We start from the raw sequence: 17,557 nt of genomic DNA on the forward strand, positions 1-17,557 counted from the left end.
TGGGGCGAGTCGGCACCGATGTCCGACTCGCCCCAGAGTGGCCTCAGCCGAAACGCAACTCGGCCACGCCCCCGTCGGCCCGCACGCACGTCCCGCCGGCCTCCAGCCGCCACGGCCCGCGAGCGCCGTCGGCCCGCGCGGTGATCACGCCGTCGCGGCGGGCGACGTGGAAGGCGACCGCCGCGCAGTCGTCGTGCGCAGGCACCACCACCTCACGTTCGTCGCCGTCGACCAGGCCGAAGCAGCGCAGGGTGAGGTCGGCGGCCCAGTCGTCCTCCGGCCATTCCACCCGTCCCGTCACGGGCAGTACACTCCCCTGCCGCACGTACAGCGGCAGGGTGTCCAGGCCGTGGCGCTCGCGCACCCACCGCGGCCCAGCCACCGTCGTCCCATCCCACCAGGAGGTCCAGGTGCCTTCGGGCAGGTAGACCTCCACCTCGCCGTCGGCGTCCATCACGGGCGCCACCAGTAGGGCCTCCCCGAGCATGTACTGGGTGTCGATGTCCCTGGCCCCGGGGTCGTCGGGGAACTCCAGGAACATGGGCCGCATCATCGGCGCCCCCGTGGCGTGCGCCTGCTCCGCCAGCCGGTACAGGTAGGGCATGAGCGACAGGCGCAGGCGGATGAACCGGCGGGCCACCTCGACCGCCTCGGCGTCGAAGGCCCAGGGCACGCGCACCGAGTTCGAGCCGTGCAGCCGGGCATGGGAGGACAGCAGTCCGAAGGCCAGCCAGCGCTTGAACACGCCCGGGTCGGGGGTGCCCTCGAAACCGCCGATGTCGTGGCTCCAATAGGCGAAGCCGGAGGCGCACAGGGACAAGCCGCCGCGCAGCGTCTCCCCCATGGAGGCGTAGGTGGACTCGTTGTCGCCGCCCCAGTGCACGGGGAACTGCTGTCCACCCGCCGTGGCCGAGCGGGCGAACAGGACCGCCTCCCCCTGGCCGCGCCGCTCGCGCAGCAGTTCGAAGACGGTGCGGTTGTACAGCTGTGTGTAGTAGTTGTGCATCTTCTCCGGGTCGGAGCCGTCATGCCAGGCGATGCCCCGTACCGGGATCCGCTCCCCGAAGTCGGTCTTGAAGCAGTCCACACCCATGTCCAGCAGCACCTGGAGTTTCTCCCGGTACCAGGCGACGGCGTCGGGGTTGGTGAAGTCGACCAGGGCCATGCCCGCCTGCCACAGATCGGTCTGCCACACATCACCGTCGGTGGTGCGCACCAGATATCCGCGCGTGGCACCCTCATCGAACAATGCCGAGCGCTGGGCGATATAGGGGTTGATCCACACGCATACGCGCAGGCCGCGGTCCTTGATACGCTCCAGCATGCCGGCCGGGTCGGGGAAGGTCGCGGGGTCCCACACGAAGTCGCACCAGTGAAAGCCACGCATCCAGAAGGTGTCGAAGTGGAACACGCTCAGCGGCAGGCCCCGCTGCTCCATGCCGTCGATGAATGACATGACGGTCTGTTCGTCGTAGTCGGTGGTGAAAGAGGTGGTCAGCCACAGTCCGAAGGACCAGGTGGGCACCATCGGGGCGCGGCCGGTCAGCGCCGTGTACCGCCGCAGCACGTCCTTCGGGGTGGGCCCATCGATCACGTAGTAGGTCAGGCGCTCGCCCTCCACCGAGAACTGGACGCGGGTGGTGATCTCACTGCCGACTTCGAATGACACTCCGCCGGCCTCGGCGACGAACACCCCGTAGCCGGCGCTGGAGAGGTAGAAGGGGATGTTCTTGTAGGCCTGCTCGGAGGCGGTGCCGCCGTCCTCGTTCCAGATGTCCACGCTCTGGCCGTTTTTGGTGAAGGCGCCGAAGCGCTCCCCCAGCCCGTAGACCCGCTCCCCCGGGCGCAGGGAGAGCTGTTCGCGCATGTAGCGGGTCCCGTCCGGCCCGACGACGTGGGCGACGGCGCGCGGCAGACTTGCCGTGAGCGGGCGTCCGGCGGAACTGAAGGCAGCCGTCCAGTCCTCCCCCTCCCGCAGGGTCACGGCCAGCGCGCCGGCCCGCAGGGTGACGCCGCCCGCCGCCTGCTCGACCTCGCCCCGATAGTCCTCCGTCGTAGCTACCGCGAAATGCGGCCCGCGGTCACGCACGCCGCGGTGGTTGACCAGTTCCACCTTGATGATGCCGTCGGCGACGGCGGTGAAGGTCGCCGACAGCAACGCCACGTTCAAGGTGTCGCCACGGCCGGAGACCGGGCGGACCGGGGCGTATGCGTGAACAGTGCTGCCGGTGTCGCCGCAGTGGGCGGCGCCGACGGATAGGTCGAGCAGACCGCGGGCCTTTTCCACGGTGTAACCGGGACGGTCGAGCCAATAGCCGTTGGAGAACTTCATGGGGGTCCTTTGCTGATTGATCTGCTTGCGCTACTTAACCGCGCCGGCGGTGACGCCGCGGGTCAGGGTGCGCTGGAAGAAGAGGAAGAACAGGAAGGTCGGAATCAGCGAGACGAGGGCGCCGGCGTTGAGGGTGGGCACGTCGAGCATGCGGTCACCCTGCAGGCTGGACAGGGCGATCGGCACGGTCTGGTTGTCATTGCTGGTGAGCATGACCAGCGGAATGAAGAACTCGTTCCACGTCCAGATGAAGAAGAAGATCGCGAGCACGCTCATGGTGGGGCGGACGATCGGGTAGACCACCCGCCACAGGATCTGCCAGCGGCCGGCGCCGTCGAGCTCGGCCGCCTCCAGCAGGGCGCGTGGGAAGGTGCCGAGCACGGAGGAGAGCAGGTAGGTGCCGAAGGCCGACTGGATGACGGTGAAGATGATGACGATCGACCACGGGTTGTCGGTGAGCCCGGTCTTCTGCGCCATGGTGAACAGGGGGTAGATCAGCCCCTCCTGCGGGAGCATATTGGCGATCATGAACACGGCCACGATCCAGGCGCGCCCCCGCACCCGGCCCACGCCGATGGCGTAGGCGTTCAGCAGGGAAAGCAACGTACCGGCCACGGCTACCAGCGCCGAGGTCCAGATGGAGTTCCACAGCTTGACGGGGAAGTTGACTCGCTGCCAGAAGTAGGCCAGACCGTCGATGTAGATCTGCTTCGGCAGGGACAGCGGGCTGCCGCCGGAGTAGTCGGCCGGAGATTTGAAGGCGTTGATGACCATCAACAGGAACGGGGCCACCATGAGCAGCGCGAACAGGCCGACGACGGCGAGCACGATCCAGCGTCCGGCGCCCCGATGGAAGCGGTCCTTCCTGCGAGTGGCCGTGCCCGGTTTCGGCGCCGGGGCGCGTTTGGTTGTGCCCGCCGCGCGAGTGGCCACAGATGCTGAGCTGAGGACGGTGTCGGACATGTCAGCGTCCCTCCTCCTCACGCCGGGCGCTGCGGTTCTGGAAGACCTGGATGACGCCGGCGATGACGATAATGACGATTGTGAGCACGGTTGAGATGGCGGCGCCGTAGCCGACCTTCGACTTGTCGAAGAAGTTCAGGTAGGAGTAGTAGCTCGGCACCAGGGTGGAGCTCTCCGGACCGCCACGGGTGAGCACGTAGATGGGCGCGAACACCTTCAGCGCCGCGATGGTGCAGGTGAGCACGATCACGAAGGTCTCCGGCCGGATCTGCGGCACGGTGATGGCGCGGAAGCGCGCGAACCAGCCCGCGCCGTCGAGCTCGGCCGCCTCGTACAACTCCGGGTCCACCCGCTGCAGGGCGGACATGAAGATGACGGTCGGGTAGCCGATCTGGATCCAGATGAGCACGAACATGACCGAGCCCAACGCCGTCGAGGTGGAACCCAGCCAGTTGGGCGGGTCGGTGACACCCAGGCCGCGCAGAATCGTGTTGACCGCACCCGTCTGGGAGTTGAGGATCCAGTTCCACACGATGCCGGCCACGGAGATCGGCAGGATCTGCGGCAGGTAGTACATGGCGCGCAGCGTCGCGGCGGTACGAGAGCCGAAGTGCTTGCCGATGTAGTCGAACAGGACGGCAGCCAGCACCAGCCCGATGAGCGTCGGGATGATGACCATGGCCACGATCATCGACAACGAGTTGCGGAAGGACGCCCAGAACTTCGCGTCATCCAGCAGTTGGGCATAATTGTCCAGCCCGATGAACCGCATCGGCGACATGCCGCCCTTCCAGCTGTTGAGCGAGTACCAGACGTTGAGAGCCAGCGGCACCAGAATGATGATGGTGAAGCAGACCGCTCCCGGAATGAGGTAGGGCAGGTAGGCCAGACTCCGCGACCTGCGGCGCGAGGGCCGTTCGGTTCGGGCGCGCACGGTCAGCCCTCAATGCCCATATCGGCCTTGCCCTCGTCATATGCGGAGCGCAGGTCGGCAAGAACCTCGTCACCGGTCTTGGAACCGTTGATGAGGGACTGCATGGCGGAGACGATCTGGTCGTAGAAGCCCGCCACCGGCCAGTCCGGGTAGAAGGCCAGGCCGTCCTGCTCGTTGATCCGAGCGAAGTTGTCGGTCATGGTGCGGGTCTTCTCGTCCTCAATGGTGGAGGGGTCGCCACTCACCGGCAGCCCGCCCTTCTCGCCGAGGATCGCCTGGACCTCATCGGACAGGGTGATGTCGATGAAGTCGTAGGCGAGTTCCTTGTTCTTGGCATTGGTCGGCACCACCCACAGGTTCCCGGAGGAGCCCGGGAACAGTTCCGTGCCCGGGAAGAGGAACTGGTCCCAGTTCTTGTCGGCCATGTCCCCGACGATCCGCCCGAACCACCAGGAGCCGGAGACGAACATGGGATAGCTGCCGTTGATGAAGGCGGTGCCGGCGTCCTCGGCGGTCAGGCCGGCGGAGTCGGCGGCGACGTACCCCTTGTCGATCCATTCCACGAGCTTGTCGGTTCCGGCCTTGATCGGGTCGGCGGTCCAGTCGACGTCGCCTTCGAAGAGCTGGTAGGCGTTGACGAAGGAACGGTCGGCGTGGGCGAGAACCAACTGGTACCAGAGCTGCCCCATGGGGTACTCCGAGCCGGCCTCGGCCAGCGGGATCTGCCCGGCGGCGACGAAGGCGTCACATACGGCCTCGAACTCCTCCAGGGTGGTCGGCACACTGAGCCCCTGGGCGTCGAACATGTCCTGGTTGTAGTAGACGAACACGTACTCGCCGTAGTTGGGGACCCCGTACCAGTCGCCGTCGCCCATGAGCCCGTCCTCACTGTAGCGGGCCGTGGTCTGCAACGAGGCCGCGAGCTTGGCGTCCCAGCCGCGTTCGGTCGCCTGCTCGGTCAGCGGCTCAATGAGTCCCTGGGAGGCGAGCTGTCCGGAGGTTGAGTTGCCCTTGTTGTACTCCATGATGTCCGGGACGTCGTCTCCGGTCAGCACGATCTTGGCGTTCTTCTGCAGCTGCTCGAAGGTCTGATCCTCGATTTTGACGGTGACCTCGGGGTGCTGCTCCTTGAAGATCTCGATCGCACGGGCCCAGGCCTGTCCCATGGCGGAGTCGTCGGACTCGTAGTCCCAGATGGTGAAGGTGTCCGATCCCGCTCCGGATGACCCGGAGGAGCCGCAAGCGGACAGTGTCGGGCCGAGCAGGCCGGTGGCGGCCGCGGCGGCCAGGAGAGCGTTGAAGTTCCTGCGCTTCATCATGATGTTTCCTCTTCATTGAGTGCGGGCACTCCGCTGGGGAGTGGTGATGGGGCCCGACGCCGGTGGGCGCCGGGAGATTGTGGGTTTCAGCGGGCTGTATTCAGCTGCTGCTCTTCTCGCGCGGATGGTTGCCTTCCAGGTCGGCTCCCGGGGCGGGGCCGAGACTCTCGCCCTCGACCACCGAGCACGTCACCAGCTGGTGGCAGTCGGCCGGGTCGAGGTGCTCGTCGAGGATGGCCAGCAGGGCGCGAGCGGCGAAGGCGCCCATGCGCTCGCCGGGCGCATGCGTCGTCGTCAGTGCGGGGGTTGTCATGGCACCGAGCGTCGGGGAGGAGACCGCGCCGACCACGGAGATATCCCGGGGAACCCTTAGTCCTTGCGCCTGCAGTCCGGCGAGCAGTCCGAGGGCGGCCATGTCATTCATGACCACCACCCCGGTGGGAGGTTCCTCCAGTGCGGCCAGTTCGCGGGCAAGCGCCTGGCCCGCCTGGGGACTGGCGTCGCAGTGGAAGGCGAGCGGCTCCAACGCACGGTTGTTCATCGCCCGCAGGTATCCCTGTCGTCCCCTTACCGCCGGCCCATAGCCCGTCTCCGCCTGGGATGCAGGACGTCCAATGAAGGCGATGCGGCGGTGGCCGAGGCAATACAGCTCGCCGACGGCGTCGTCGACGGTGCGCTCGAAGTCGATATCTACGTATGCCAGGCCCGTAGGATCGGCGGTGCGTCCAACCATGACGAATGGCAGCCGGGCACGTTTGAGTGCGGCGACTCGCGGATCGTCCACCTCCACTTCGACGAGCAGCACGCCGTCGGCCTTGCCCTGCCGCACCAGCGCCACCAACTCCGCGCCCGCCTCGGTCTCCTCCAACGGCCAGACGGCAAGGCTGTAGCCGTGGCGGGCGGCCTCGTGCTGAGCACCACGGACGATCTCGAAAACCGTCTCACCCATCGCGGTGTCGAAGCGCGGAAAGGTCATGGCCAAGGTGTGGGAACGGTGGCTGGCGAGCCCGCGCGCCATGGCGTTCGGCTGGTAGTTGAGTTCCTCCATTGCAGCACGGACGCGCCGGGCGGTCTCCGGAGCCACCGGACGCGCACCAGAAAGGGTGTAGGAGACGGTTGACACGGCAACGTTGGCCCGTCGGGCCACATCCTGCATGGTCGTCATGCCTGCCTCCTCGATCCGATCGGCGTATCCGCGTCCCGGCGCTGTCCTTGCCGCGCACAGGCAGCACCGGAAGCACCCCGGCCGCTGCCCGACCTGCGCCCGCGAACCACTACGCGCGTCGGATCTCGTTGACATTCCAACGTTCGAAGCGTTTCGTCGAAGCGCTTCGAATAGTGTGCAACGCGCCCTCGGCCGGGGTCAACGCGACGGCGAAAAGATCGAAATTTCGATGTCTGGCACTTCACCCCTGCGGCGGTCCCGGGAACACCACCTCGCCCGTCCTCCACGGCCGCCGCTGGGGAGAATCTGCAGCAGTCGTGTCGGCTGACTTAGCATTGGGCCGTGGGCCAGGACAGCACGCGGGGCGATGTCGAACTGCTGCTGAGGGTGGCGCGCATGTACTACGAGCAGCACCTCACCCAGGCGGACATCGCCCGCGAGATCGGCTATTCACGCCCCAGCGTCTCGCGGCTACTCAATCGCGCCCGTGAACAGGGGATCGTGCAAGTCACCATCTCCCACCCGCTCGAACACATCTTGTCGGTGGAGAAGCGCCTGCGCGAGAGACTGCCACTCAAGGCGGTCCGGGTCGCCGAGGTCAACGGGACCGATGTGATCGGCGCCGTCGGACAAGCCGCCGCCGAACTGCTGGTCGACTCGGTCGCGAACGGACAGGTAGTCGCCGTCGGCAACGGACGCTCCATACAGGCCGCCGCCCAGCGCATCCCGCAAATACCGCGAGTGGACTGCACAATCGTTCAGCTACTCGGTTCGATTCCAGGCGGCCTGCCCTCCTGGGGCCGCGACGCGCCGACCATTTGCACCCGCATTGCCAGCCAGCTTGGCGCCAAGGTGTCCCGCATGCCGGTTCCATTGATCGTGGACGATCCCTCGCTGTTGCGGCCGCTCATGCGCGAGGAGAAGGTGGCCACCACGCTGGCTTTGGCTGCGCGCGCCGACGTGGCGCTCGTAGGCGTGGCCGGAGTGGAGGCGAAGGGCGCGGGTAACATCCTGGCCGAGTACCTCACCCCGGACGTACGTGAGGCCATTCGCGCGGGTGGCGCAGTGGGACACATCCTCGATCACCATTACGACGCCTACGGCAATCCCGTTCCCACGCCGCTGACCCCGCGCACACTGGCGCTGCCCCTGGATGAGTTGCGGCGCATCCCACTGGTCATCGGGGCGGCCGGCGGTGAGGACAAGGTGGAGGCGATTGTCGGAGCAGTGCGCGGCGGCATCCTGAGCGCGCTGGCCACCGACTACCAGACCGCCCTGTCAATCCTCGACATGCTCTGAACCGGAGGCCACCCGCGTACCGGGCCGGGAGGGATCAGAGCAAGTATGCGGTTGGGCGTTGCCGGGACTGAGTCATCTCACATCGCAAGCCATCGGTGCCAGCGCATGTTCACCGATCACCGCACTAATCCGTATCCACCTGTGGAACCGCTGCGCGCTTACGGTGGTAGAGCAGGTAGGCACCTACGCGGGCGCGCAGGCTCGGGCGCACCTCGTGCGGCCAGCGACGGGCGACGTAGGAGATGGCGTCGTCCACTTCGAGCCGCTGCGTGGAATTGCCGACGCGTACCCATAGTTCGGTGCCACCATTGCCCTTCGGGCCCTTGAGGTACACGGGGACGGGCGAAGGCGGCACCGTCACCCGGCACACCTCGCCGGCCCCGTCAGCGGCCGACGCAAAGTCCAGGCGCGGCAGCGCCGCGGCGTTTGTACCCAGCCGCACTCGCCACAGGCTGCGTAGGAACAGCTCGAAGCGGTCGGCGTCGGGCTGGCGCAGAGTGGCGTAGTCCGGGGCCAGGCCAATCAGGCGCCCGTCGTCGTCGACGCCCAGCAGCAGGGTGCCTCCCCGGGAGTTGAGGAAGGCGGCCACGGTCTTGGCCACCACCGTTTCCATGGCATCGTCGCGCTTGCCGGTGTGCATGTTCACGCGGGCGGAGGACTTCAGCTCCAGCCGTTCCGACTCACCCCGCCGGGCCACCTCGGCGATCGGGTCCAGCGGCGGCTCATGCTGGATGCGGGTTATGACCAGCGCGGTTATTCCCACGACGATTACCGCGACTACGACGGCCGAGGCCAGCATCCGCGGCGCCCACAGATAGTCCTCGTTGAACAGCCAGGCGCCGCCGGCGAACCCGGCCCACAGGCCGATCAGGGCAGTGAGGGTGGCCGTGGAGGTAGAGATCTGGGCTCGACGCCGTACCAGGTGAGAGGCGAAGCGACCGGCCAGATAGGCGACCAGCAGCGCCACCGGCTGAATGAGGACGGCGAACAGTAGCACCGGGCTGCGCGGTGCCGGCGGGAGGGCGGTGGCGTTTAGCGGCAGGACACTAAGCAGGCCTGTGAACGAGACGGGCATAGTGCCTCAGCGTAGGGCAGTACCTTCAGCCGCAATCCCGCAGGTGCCGAGCCAACAACGTCAGGTCGGCCGGGCTCAACCGGTCCGCGGCGTTCAGGTGGTGCCAGAACGGGTAGGGCAGCCCGGTTGCGCTGACCTGTTCCAGCCGCTCCATCTCCTCAGCTGTGAGCGCCAAGTCAACCGCACCGAGGTTCTGCCGCAACTGTTGCTCATTGCGCGCCCCTACGATCACCGAGGTGACCGCCGGCTTGGCCAGGACGTAGGCAAGGGCCACCTGACTCGGTGCGACACCGTGCCCGTCGGCGATCGCCACGAGTTCCTCGACGATGTCGTAGAGGACCTCGACGTCATACACCGGCGGCTCATTCCAGCCCTCAACGTGGCGGCTGCCGGCGGGCGCGTCGACTCCGCGACGGTACTTGCCGGTCAACAGCCCGCCGGCCAGCGGGCTCCACACCAGGATGCCTATACCCTGGTCCACCGCGGCGGGCACGATCTCATGCTCGATATCCCGGGTCTGCACGGAGTAGTGCACCTGGTTGCTGACGAACGGGGTCAGGCCGTGACGGTCGGCGGTCCACAGGGATTTCATCATGTGCCAGGCCGCATAGTTGGAGCAGCCGATGTAGCGCACCTTGCCCGCGTGTACCAGATCGTCCAGAGCGGTAAGCGTCTCCTCCAGGGGCGTGACCCCGTCCCACTCGTGCACCTGGTAGAGGTCGATGTGGTCAGTGCCCAGGCGGCGCAGGCTCGCCTCCACACTGCGCATGATGTGATGCCGGGACAGGCCGGCGTCATTGGGACCCTCCCCCATGGGCATCCGCACCTTGGTGGCGATCAGGACGTCGTCGCGCTCCGCGCCGAGCGCCCTGCCGAGGATCTCCTCGGAAAGTCCGGCGGAGTACATGTCGGCGGTGTCGAAGAGGTTCACTCCGGCGTCGCGCGCTATGTCGATTTGCCGACGCGCTCCGTCCACATCAATCTGCCCCACGGTACGCGCAAACCCGGTACCACCAAAGCCCATGGTGCCCAAGGTGATGGTCGAGACCCGTAGGCCGCTTTTGCCCAGCTGTCTGTATTCCATGACACATACGGTACGAGCCGATCTGCGGGGACGGAAGGGCTTTCTGTGCCTCCCGCCCCCGCAGATCCGCGGTCCTCAGACCGCCCAGGCGGCCAGCCCCTCGAAGATGAGGCGGCCGACGACGGAGCCGCCGTCGAGCACCCCGATGCTGCGGGAAGCTGAGTAGGCGGCGCGTCCGTGCACGGCCTCCATCTCCCGGGTGGACTCCGAACCCTGGGCGGCCGCCTCGGCAGCGCGTCGCAAAAGCTCCGTCAACGCGGCTCCGCCCCCGTCGACGGCGCCGGCGCCCTCCACGAGGGCCGTCGCCCCGGGCGCGAGCGCATCCAGGATGGTTTTCTCCCCCGGCTTTGACTCGGCCTTTTCCATAATGGCCTCCACGCCCGCCTGCACGGCCTGCGCGGCGGTAACAACGTTGGTCTCAGTCTTTCCGCGCAGCGTCCGCGCCATACCCATCATCCCGAAGCTGAGGATGGTTCCCAATGACGACGGCGCCGCACTGTTGAACGCCTTGGCCGCCCCGCGCAGTAGCTGTCCGAGATCGGCCTGTTCCTGGGTGGCAAGGTATTCGGCGAGCGCCTTGAAGCCGTCATCCATGGAGATGCCCAGATCACCATCTCCGTTAACCTGATCCAGGGAGACCAGATAGTCACGATTCTCGGCCATCAGGGCGCTGATTTCACCGACGATTGCCGCAAGTGATTCACGGTTCAGCATTTTGACCCTCACTTGTTCGCGTTGGTGTAGAAGGGCGTGGCGGCCGGAGCGCGCAGCAATTCCTTCAGTTCTGCGTCAAGCTTGAAAACTGACACCGACAGACCGGCCATCTCCATCGACGTGGCGAACTCGCCCACGTGCGGCATCACCACCGCGACTCCGCGTTCGGCCAGCCGCGCGTGCACGGAGCGGTACACGATGAGCTGTTCCTCCAGCGGGGTGCCGCCCAGACCGTTGATCATCACCGAAACCTCGTCCCCGGCATTCAGCGGCATGTCCGCCTCGATGGTCTCAAGGATGAGGCGAGCGATCTCGTCTGCGGTCATCATGGGACGCACTTCGATGCCGGCCTCCCCGTGGATGCCCATGCCGATCTCGATCTGCCCCTCCTCAATGGTGAAGGTCGGTTGCCCGACCTTGGGGACAATGCACGGGGACAGCGCCACGCCCATGGTACGGATGTTGTCCAGGGCACGAGCCGTGACAGCGGTGACCTCGTCAAGCGTCATCATCCGTTCGGCCGCTGCCCCGGCGATCTTGAACGCGTAGACCAGCCCGGCCACGCCCCGGCGCTTGTCGGCGCGATCCTTCGGGGAACTGGCGACGTCGTCGCGACCGAGCAGCTGGCGGGTCTCGATGTCGTCGAACTCGACATCCTCGCAGGCCATGCGGAAATTGAAGACATCGCCGTTGTAGTTTCCGTACAGGCACAGGACGCCGGCGCCACGGTCACAGGCGCGGATCATGTCGGCCATCTTCTCGGCGGCCGGTGAGGCGAAGACCTCGCCGACGGCGCATCCGTCAAGCATTCCCTGCCCGACGTAGCCGAGGAACAGAGGCAGGTGGCCGCTGCCCCCGGCCGTTACAATGCCTACCTTGCCCTCCGGTGCCGGGTAGCGTGAGACGAGCACTCGGAAGTCGCCGTCGAGCAGACCCACGCGGTCGCCGTATGCCGCTTCGATGCCCTCCATCGTGTCGCGGACGAAGGTGTCCGCACTGTTGAGAATCTTCTTCATCGTTCTCTCCCAGAGTTCTACAGGTCGGTTCAGTGCTGGTTGGGGAAGGTGATCTCCGACGGATACGCCCACTTCTGGAGTTCTTCGGTGGCGAAGGGCTCGGGCTCGACGCCGCGGTTCGCCGTGAGCGCGTGGTGGTAGAGCTCGGCGAGCTCCTCGATGTATGCGGCCTTGAGGTAGGCCTCGTAGAGATTGCGGGAGTCGACGGCGACGGTGCCGTGCTTCTCCAGCAGCACGCAGTCCGCCTCACGCACCGCCTGACGCACCGAGGCGGCCAGCTCGGGCGTGCCGGGGCGGCCGTATGGGGCCACGGGGATGCGCGCCCGGCTCAGTCCCAGGTTGGCGACCTCGTAGACAATGGCGGGGATCGGCTTGTTCAGCAGCGCGAACGAGGTGGCGTAGACCGAGTGCGTGTGCACAATGGCGGCCACCTCGGGACGCTCCTTGTATATCTCCAGGTGCATGAGCACCTCACTGGTCGGTCGCAGGCCGGACTCGTTCTCGACGACGTGGGCATCGAGGTCCATGACCACCACGTCACGCGGGGTCATCAAATCGCGGTCCAGGCTGGTGGGCGAGGCGACCAGCAGACCGGTCTCGGAGTCTCGGATGGAGAAGTTGCCGGACTTGTGCTTGCACAGCCCGTCGTGCTGCGCCCGCTTGGCGATCTCGCATAGTTCCTTCTTCAGGGTTTCAAGCATGGGTATGTCCTACTTTCTGGTTTCATTGGATTCTTTGGTGTTCATCGGGGCCGTGACGACGGCGGGGGGGGACCGCCGTCGTCACGTGGAGTCAGCCGCCTCAGGCGGCGGCACCGGCCTCCGCGGCGGCCGCGCGCGCCTCGTTGCGCTCCTTGATCAGACTGCGCGAGTACAGGACGAAGCAGATCAGCCAGACCACGAAGATGAGCAGCGGAATGAAGTTCCCGTCGAGGAACTGCATGAGGTGGGACAGCGCATAAGTGAAGATCGGCGCGTCGATGGAGGAGTTGGAGATCATCTGCCCGGCGGACAGCTCCACAGCCTTGGTGGAGTTGGCCAACTCGGTCATGAATGGGGCGAAGGCGGTGCCCGCCCACAGGAACACGGGTGCGAAGATCGTGCACTGGATGAGCATCCGGATGATGTTCCCCTTGCTGGCGAAGTAGGCCGCCACCGCGATGCAGATGTTGATGATGCCGGCGAAGGGGAGGATGCCGTTGCCGGGGAGGAAGAACGCGTATGCCAGGGTCACCGGGATGGTCCAGATGACGGCAATCCAGATTTCGTTGGCGCCACCGAGGAAGGGCCAGTCGAGTCCGACGAACAGCTGGCGGTCGTTGAAGCGCTTCTGCATGTACTCGGAGATGGCGTTCGAGATCGGCTCGAGTGCCTGCATGAAGTACTTGGAGATGACCGGGAACAGGGTCAGCGCCGTCGCGGCCTGAATGCCGAGCGTCAAAATGGCGGCCACGTCGAAGCGGGCCAGAATGCCGAACAGGATGCCGAGGATGAACCCCAGGACGTGGTTCTCGGCGAAAATACCGAGCTTGTCGCGCAGGTCGGCGGCGTTGAACGAGCGGTCGAGTCCGGGGATCTTGCGCAGCAGCCAGTCGATCGGGTACATCGGGGCAGCCAGGAACACCATGCGGTGGGTAATCGTCACCCCCGGGATACCGGACATGGTTTCGACCCGATGCTGGTGGAAGTCGGCCGTTTTCAGCTCAAAGACCACCTGAATGGCCGCGATGACGAAGGCCAGCCACACCATTCCCGTGATGTAGTAGACGGCGACGGCGGTGAAGATCTTGCCCCACACGTTCCACAGGTCCGCGTTGAAGGTCTCGGTCTGCTTGAACAGGATCAGCGCAATGTTGATGCCGATCACCAGTGGGAACATGAGGAAGGCGTACGGCCACGACCAGGAAATCGTGGACATCGTCGTCCACCCGCCGTCGGTGATGGGCAGATCCACACCGATCGTGTCCGACATGGCCTGAGCGGCCGGCGTGATGGCCTCGGTCATGTAACTGATGAGCATGGTCATGCCGGAGAAGGCCACACCCAGGGTGATGCCCGCAGAGATGGCGTCCTTGATCTTCATCCGGACGATCAGCCCGGCGATGATGATAATGATCGGGACGAAGATGGCGGCCCCGAGCGACAGCAGGAAGTTGACGGAGCTCTGAAGGACTTGCATGTCAGTTGCTCCCGGAGGCCTTGATGGCCTCGATCAGCTTGGCCAGCTCCTGATCCTGCCCCATGCCGGTGAGGAACGCGATCCCGTTGATGACGGGCACGGAGCGCGGCTTGTTCTCCCGCACGATGGTGATGTAGGCGGCGGCGTCGGTCAGGTGGCGGTCGACGGACTTGAGGTCGACGGCCTGGACGTCGGCGTCGACCCTCGCCTCCTTCAGCAGACGGTTGACCTTGCTGGCCACGGTCTGGGAGGTGGCGACGCCACTGCCGCAGGCGACGATTACTTTCGCAGTCATGATGACTTCTCCTTGTGGATGGGTGGGTATGGGTATGGGAACGCCCGATTCACGCGGCCTCGAGGCCTGACATGTCGGAAAGCACCCGGTAGTACTCGTCCGGGCTCTGTGCCTCGCTCAGCCGTTCCATGAAGACCGGGTCCTGGAAGGCCTGCAGCATGATTTGCAGTACCTCCACGTGGCGGTCCTCCTGTACGAAGCCGAGGACGAAGATGAAGCGCACCGGATGGATGACGTCGTCGTTACCCATCTCCCGCCAGTCAATCGGCCTGGCCAGGCGCACCGATGCGATGAAGGGCTTGACGATGTGTTCGACGTCGGAGTGGGGGATCGCAACCGCCTCCGGCGAGGTCGGGAGCGCCGTCGGATACTTGCGTTCTCGCTCTGCCAGCGCCTCGCAGAAGGAATCCTTGATGTAGCCCGCGCGCAGGAGCTCCGCCGAGATCCGGTCGAAGAAGTCCTCCTGGTCCTTCACCTCCCAGTCGAGGCGAACCAGGTCGCGTTTGAGCAGATCCAGCCGCATGTCTGCCATCTCCTTGAGTCTCGTCATCGAGTACCAGAGCCCGGACACGGTCCGGACACCCCGGAAAATAGCGCGGCAGCCCACCAACGAACAGAAGTCACGTGAACATATGTTCGCCAAATGAACCACCGACCCCTCCGGGAGGAGCCTGCGACGCCCCATATTCGAGCGATTCTTCGGCCTTTACCCTGGCATCTTCCACAGGACACAATGAACATCTGTTCAGCATCTCAAGGTGGGCGTAGCCCGGTTCCGCCAATTCGAAGCCAGTCGGGACGGCGAATGCGGGGAAGGACAGCCTTCCGCTGTCTCCGGGGTATCGATCCCCGGGTCACGGGTACAGGTCGGCGGCGTCGTGGCGGTTCAGGACGTGACAGCGACGCGGCCCGGCACTCGGGCGCGAGAAGACGTATCCGGGGCATGAGGACGTAGCCGAAGTGGCCGGGCCGTCGCCTGGAACATGAGAACGTCTTCATTGTTGTCGACGTCGTCCGCCCGCGTTGTTGACACGTCGACGGCGCCAAGTCGCAGCGCGGGCGCTCTACGACCGCGCACCGGGGTGCGTCGCTCTGCCACGGCCATATACAACGGCCGGTGATGCGGAGGTACCCGCGCCGCAGCAGAATGCACGCCTCCGCCCCTGTAGCGCCCCAACAGATCGAGCAGGACGCCACCAAGCGGATGTCGCGTTCCTCGATGGCGCCCTGTAGCGCCCCAACAGATCGAGCAGGACGCCACCCGCGGGTCCCAGAAACCGTATCCCCAAGCGGAAAAGCTCCTACGGAGGTCCGCCGACGCCATTGTCGACGGACCTCCGAAGGAGCGCGGTGTCAGGCGCTCATCGAACGAACCGCGTCCTCGCGCTCACGGAAGTAGCCCACCGTGTCATGCACGAGTCGATCGAGCGCCGGAACGTCGGGCACACCATTGCGAGCGGGATACGGCCCCGCACCAGGACCGAGGGGCTCAGGGGTCATGAACCTGCCCTCGGAGTTGGCCCCAACAAGATACGCAGCCATAATGACCGCATCCAGGTCGAGCGAACCGTCACCCAATGCACGCCTATTCGAATCGGCAAGGTGCAAGTTGACCAGCCTGTCCCCCGCCTCGAGTATCGCCTTCGGGATGTACTGCTCCTCCACCTGCATGTGATACACGTCTCCATTGATGCACTGGACACCAGGCGAATCAACCGCGCCAATGTAGTCCAAAGCATCTGCGACCGTATGCACGATCGAGGTCTCCGCGGACCGAATGGGTTCGATCGCAGCCTTGACCCCCTGCTCGCTGAACACGTGCGCGACTCGTTTAAGAGCCAACACCGAGCGTTCAAATTCATACGCGTCGTAGGCGTCGGCTCGCCCAACGGAGGCCGGAACCACTAGCAAGTAATAGCCACCCATTGCATGCGTGAACTCAACTTCCCGCTCAATATAATCGAGCGCGGCCTGCTGACAAACGGGGCGATTCGAAGACAAGTCATTGTCATCCGAAAACATGCCACAGACCCCTGAGGTCTGCAGCCCGTACTGACGGAGAACCGCACGAGTCTCTTCGACCTCATACCCCAGAGAAGGTCCATAATGATTTCCGTGAAGCTCGATGTACGTAACGCCATTGGACGCCAGTCTCTCGGCGGAACGCTCGAGCTCCTCCAGCCCGAATCCCCAGTTCGACCACGACAAATTCAGCCTGGGCTCGAACCGTTCGGGGTCCGCCCGCTTCGCCGCGAGATACTGCTCGACAAGCTCGCGCTTCCAGCGATCAACATTCTGCTCCGACAACATCTACACAACTCCTAACTCGATCGAAAAACACCACACATGAAACCTGAATCGACCACTACGCTGACTGCCGCACGATGAGCTCCGCATCAAAAGTGCGGCCCGACACCGCCCCCTCCCCATTCAAGAAGTCACCTATCTCCCGAGCAATGTACTCGCAAATGCCCGCAATCGGCTGTCGTATCGTGGTGAGCGGAACACCCAGCACAGACGCATACGGCACGTCGTCGAAACCGGACACACATACGTCGCGACCAACCGTCAGGCCGGCATCCGTGACAGCCTTTGAAACACCCATGGCGAGGTGGTCATTAAGACAAACGAAAGCATCCGGCCACAACGCGCTCGGACGAGACATGACGTGCCGCGCAACCTCGTAGCCGCCATCCCAGGTGGGACCGGAGGCCCACTGAACATCGACGTCCTCCACACGCATGCCGCGAGCCACAAGCTCGTCCGAGAAGCCGCGCCAGCGGTCCTTGTGCTGAGTCGCCTGTACCGGCTCGTTCACGAAGCTGAACCTGCGCAGGCCGCGCCCCCAAAGGTGACCTGCCACCTTCCGCATGCCGTCGTAATCGTTGATGCCGACCGACGGGAAGCCCGGGCGCTCGCTACGCTGCGCCATCAACACCACTGGAACACCGCGGTCACGTAGCCGAGACAAGTCATCCCAGCAGGCGCCGGTGGAGCACACGATCACGGCGTCGACGCCGGCCCGTTCCATGTTGCGAAGTACCCGGCTCTCAATCTCCGCGACCTGATCGGTTTCCGCCAGCACCATGGAACAGCCAAGATTCTCGAACAAACGACTCAATTGATGGGCAGCCTCGGCGAAGAACGGGTTGGAAATATCGAAGAAGACCACACCGATCATGG

Annotated in this window: 16 protein-coding genes; 1 reads left to right on the top strand and 15 read right to left on the bottom strand. The window is 65.2% G+C overall.

What is annotated here, in order from left to right:
- Window positions 1-43: 43 nt before the first annotated feature.
- The 5 genes from yicI to ACGLYG10_RS07475 all read right to left on the bottom strand — a co-directional run bounded on the left by yicI (window position 44) and on the right by ACGLYG10_RS07475 (window position 6,713).
- A complete protein-coding gene (gene yicI / locus ACGLYG10_RS07455) occupies window positions 44-2,332 on the bottom strand; it encodes an alpha-xylosidase (RefSeq protein WP_073329906.1) in 2,289 nt (762 codons plus the stop codon).
- A gap of 30 nt (window positions 2,333-2,362) precedes the next feature.
- Window positions 2,363-3,295: a carbohydrate ABC transporter permease gene (locus ACGLYG10_RS07460; protein ID WP_083565734.1), complete on the bottom strand. Its 933-nt coding sequence runs from the start codon at window positions 3,293-3,295 to the stop codon at window positions 2,363-2,365.
- Between the two features lies 1 nt (window position 3,296).
- Complete coding sequence (locus ACGLYG10_RS07465; protein WP_244542618.1) at window positions 3,297-4,229, bottom strand: carbohydrate ABC transporter permease; 933 nt, start codon at window positions 4,227-4,229, stop codon at window positions 3,297-3,299.
- A gap of 2 nt (window positions 4,230-4,231) precedes the next feature.
- Entirely contained in the window at window positions 4,232-5,548 is a 1,317-nt protein-coding gene (locus tag ACGLYG10_RS07470; RefSeq protein WP_083565735.1) for an ABC transporter substrate-binding protein, read from the bottom strand.
- Between the two features lie 100 nt (window positions 5,549-5,648).
- A complete protein-coding gene (locus ACGLYG10_RS07475; RefSeq protein ID WP_073329909.1) occupies window positions 5,649-6,713 on the bottom strand; it encodes a LacI family DNA-binding transcriptional regulator in 1,065 nt (354 codons plus the stop codon).
- Window positions 6,714-7,055: 342 nt separating this feature from the next.
- Between ACGLYG10_RS07475 and ACGLYG10_RS07480 the strand changes: the two genes are divergently transcribed.
- Window positions 7,056-8,012, top strand: a complete 957-nt coding sequence (locus tag ACGLYG10_RS07480) for a sugar-binding transcriptional regulator (RefSeq protein WP_073329912.1) — start codon at window positions 7,056-7,058, stop codon at window positions 8,010-8,012.
- A gap of 124 nt (window positions 8,013-8,136) precedes the next feature.
- Here the strand turns inward: ACGLYG10_RS07480 and ACGLYG10_RS07485 are convergent, their stop codons facing one another.
- The 10 genes from ACGLYG10_RS07485 to ACGLYG10_RS07530 form a co-directional block, all read right to left on the bottom strand.
- Window positions 8,137-9,087, bottom strand: a complete 951-nt coding sequence (locus ACGLYG10_RS07485) for an AlbA family DNA-binding domain-containing protein (RefSeq protein WP_083565737.1) — start codon at window positions 9,085-9,087, stop codon at window positions 8,137-8,139.
- 25 nt (window positions 9,088-9,112) lie between these two features.
- Window positions 9,113-10,171 carry an aldo/keto reductase gene (locus ACGLYG10_RS07490; RefSeq protein ID WP_073329915.1) on the bottom strand — a complete coding sequence of 353 codons (1,059 nt, stop codon included), beginning with the start codon at window positions 10,169-10,171 and terminating at the stop codon, window positions 9,113-9,115.
- A 75-nt stretch (window positions 10,172-10,246) separates the two neighbouring features.
- Window positions 10,247-10,885 (bottom strand): dihydroxyacetone kinase subunit L, encoded by a 639-nt coding sequence (locus tag ACGLYG10_RS07495; RefSeq protein ID WP_073329919.1) that lies wholly within the window; start codon window positions 10,883-10,885, stop codon window positions 10,247-10,249.
- A gap of 8 nt (window positions 10,886-10,893) precedes the next feature.
- Window positions 10,894-11,901, bottom strand: coding sequence for a dihydroxyacetone kinase subunit DhaK (locus ACGLYG10_RS07500; protein ID WP_073329922.1), 1,008 nt, complete (start codon window positions 11,899-11,901; stop codon window positions 10,894-10,896).
- A gap of 29 nt (window positions 11,902-11,930) precedes the next feature.
- A complete protein-coding gene (locus ACGLYG10_RS07505; protein ID WP_073329927.1) occupies window positions 11,931-12,602 on the bottom strand; it encodes a class II aldolase/adducin family protein in 672 nt (223 codons plus the stop codon).
- Between the two features lie 100 nt (window positions 12,603-12,702).
- Window positions 12,703-14,079 carry a PTS galactitol transporter subunit IIC gene (locus ACGLYG10_RS07510; protein WP_073329933.1) on the bottom strand — a complete coding sequence of 459 codons (1,377 nt, stop codon included), beginning with the start codon at window positions 14,077-14,079 and terminating at the stop codon, window positions 12,703-12,705.
- 1 nt (window position 14,080) lies between these two features.
- Entirely contained in the window at window positions 14,081-14,374 is a 294-nt protein-coding gene (locus ACGLYG10_RS07515) for a PTS sugar transporter subunit IIB (RefSeq protein WP_073329936.1), read from the bottom strand.
- Between the two features lie 49 nt (window positions 14,375-14,423).
- Window positions 14,424-14,906, bottom strand: a complete 483-nt coding sequence (locus tag ACGLYG10_RS07520) for a PTS sugar transporter subunit IIA (protein WP_199912550.1) — start codon at window positions 14,904-14,906, stop codon at window positions 14,424-14,426.
- Between the two features lie 821 nt (window positions 14,907-15,727).
- On the bottom strand, window positions 15,728-16,684 hold the full coding sequence (locus tag ACGLYG10_RS07525) for a sugar phosphate isomerase/epimerase family protein (RefSeq protein WP_073329948.1): 957 nt from the start codon (window positions 16,682-16,684) through the stop codon (window positions 15,728-15,730).
- A gap of 55 nt (window positions 16,685-16,739) precedes the next feature.
- Window positions 16,740-17,555, bottom strand: a complete 816-nt coding sequence (locus ACGLYG10_RS07530; protein ID WP_244542619.1) for a LacI family DNA-binding transcriptional regulator — start codon at window positions 17,553-17,555, stop codon at window positions 16,740-16,742.
- Window positions 17,556-17,557: the final 2 nt, after the last annotated feature.

Origin of the sequence: Actinomyces glycerinitolerans, assembly GCF_900098745.1 — a bacterium.
GTDB lineage: Bacteria > Actinomycetota > Actinomycetes > Actinomycetales > Actinomycetaceae > Actinomyces > Actinomyces glycerinitolerans.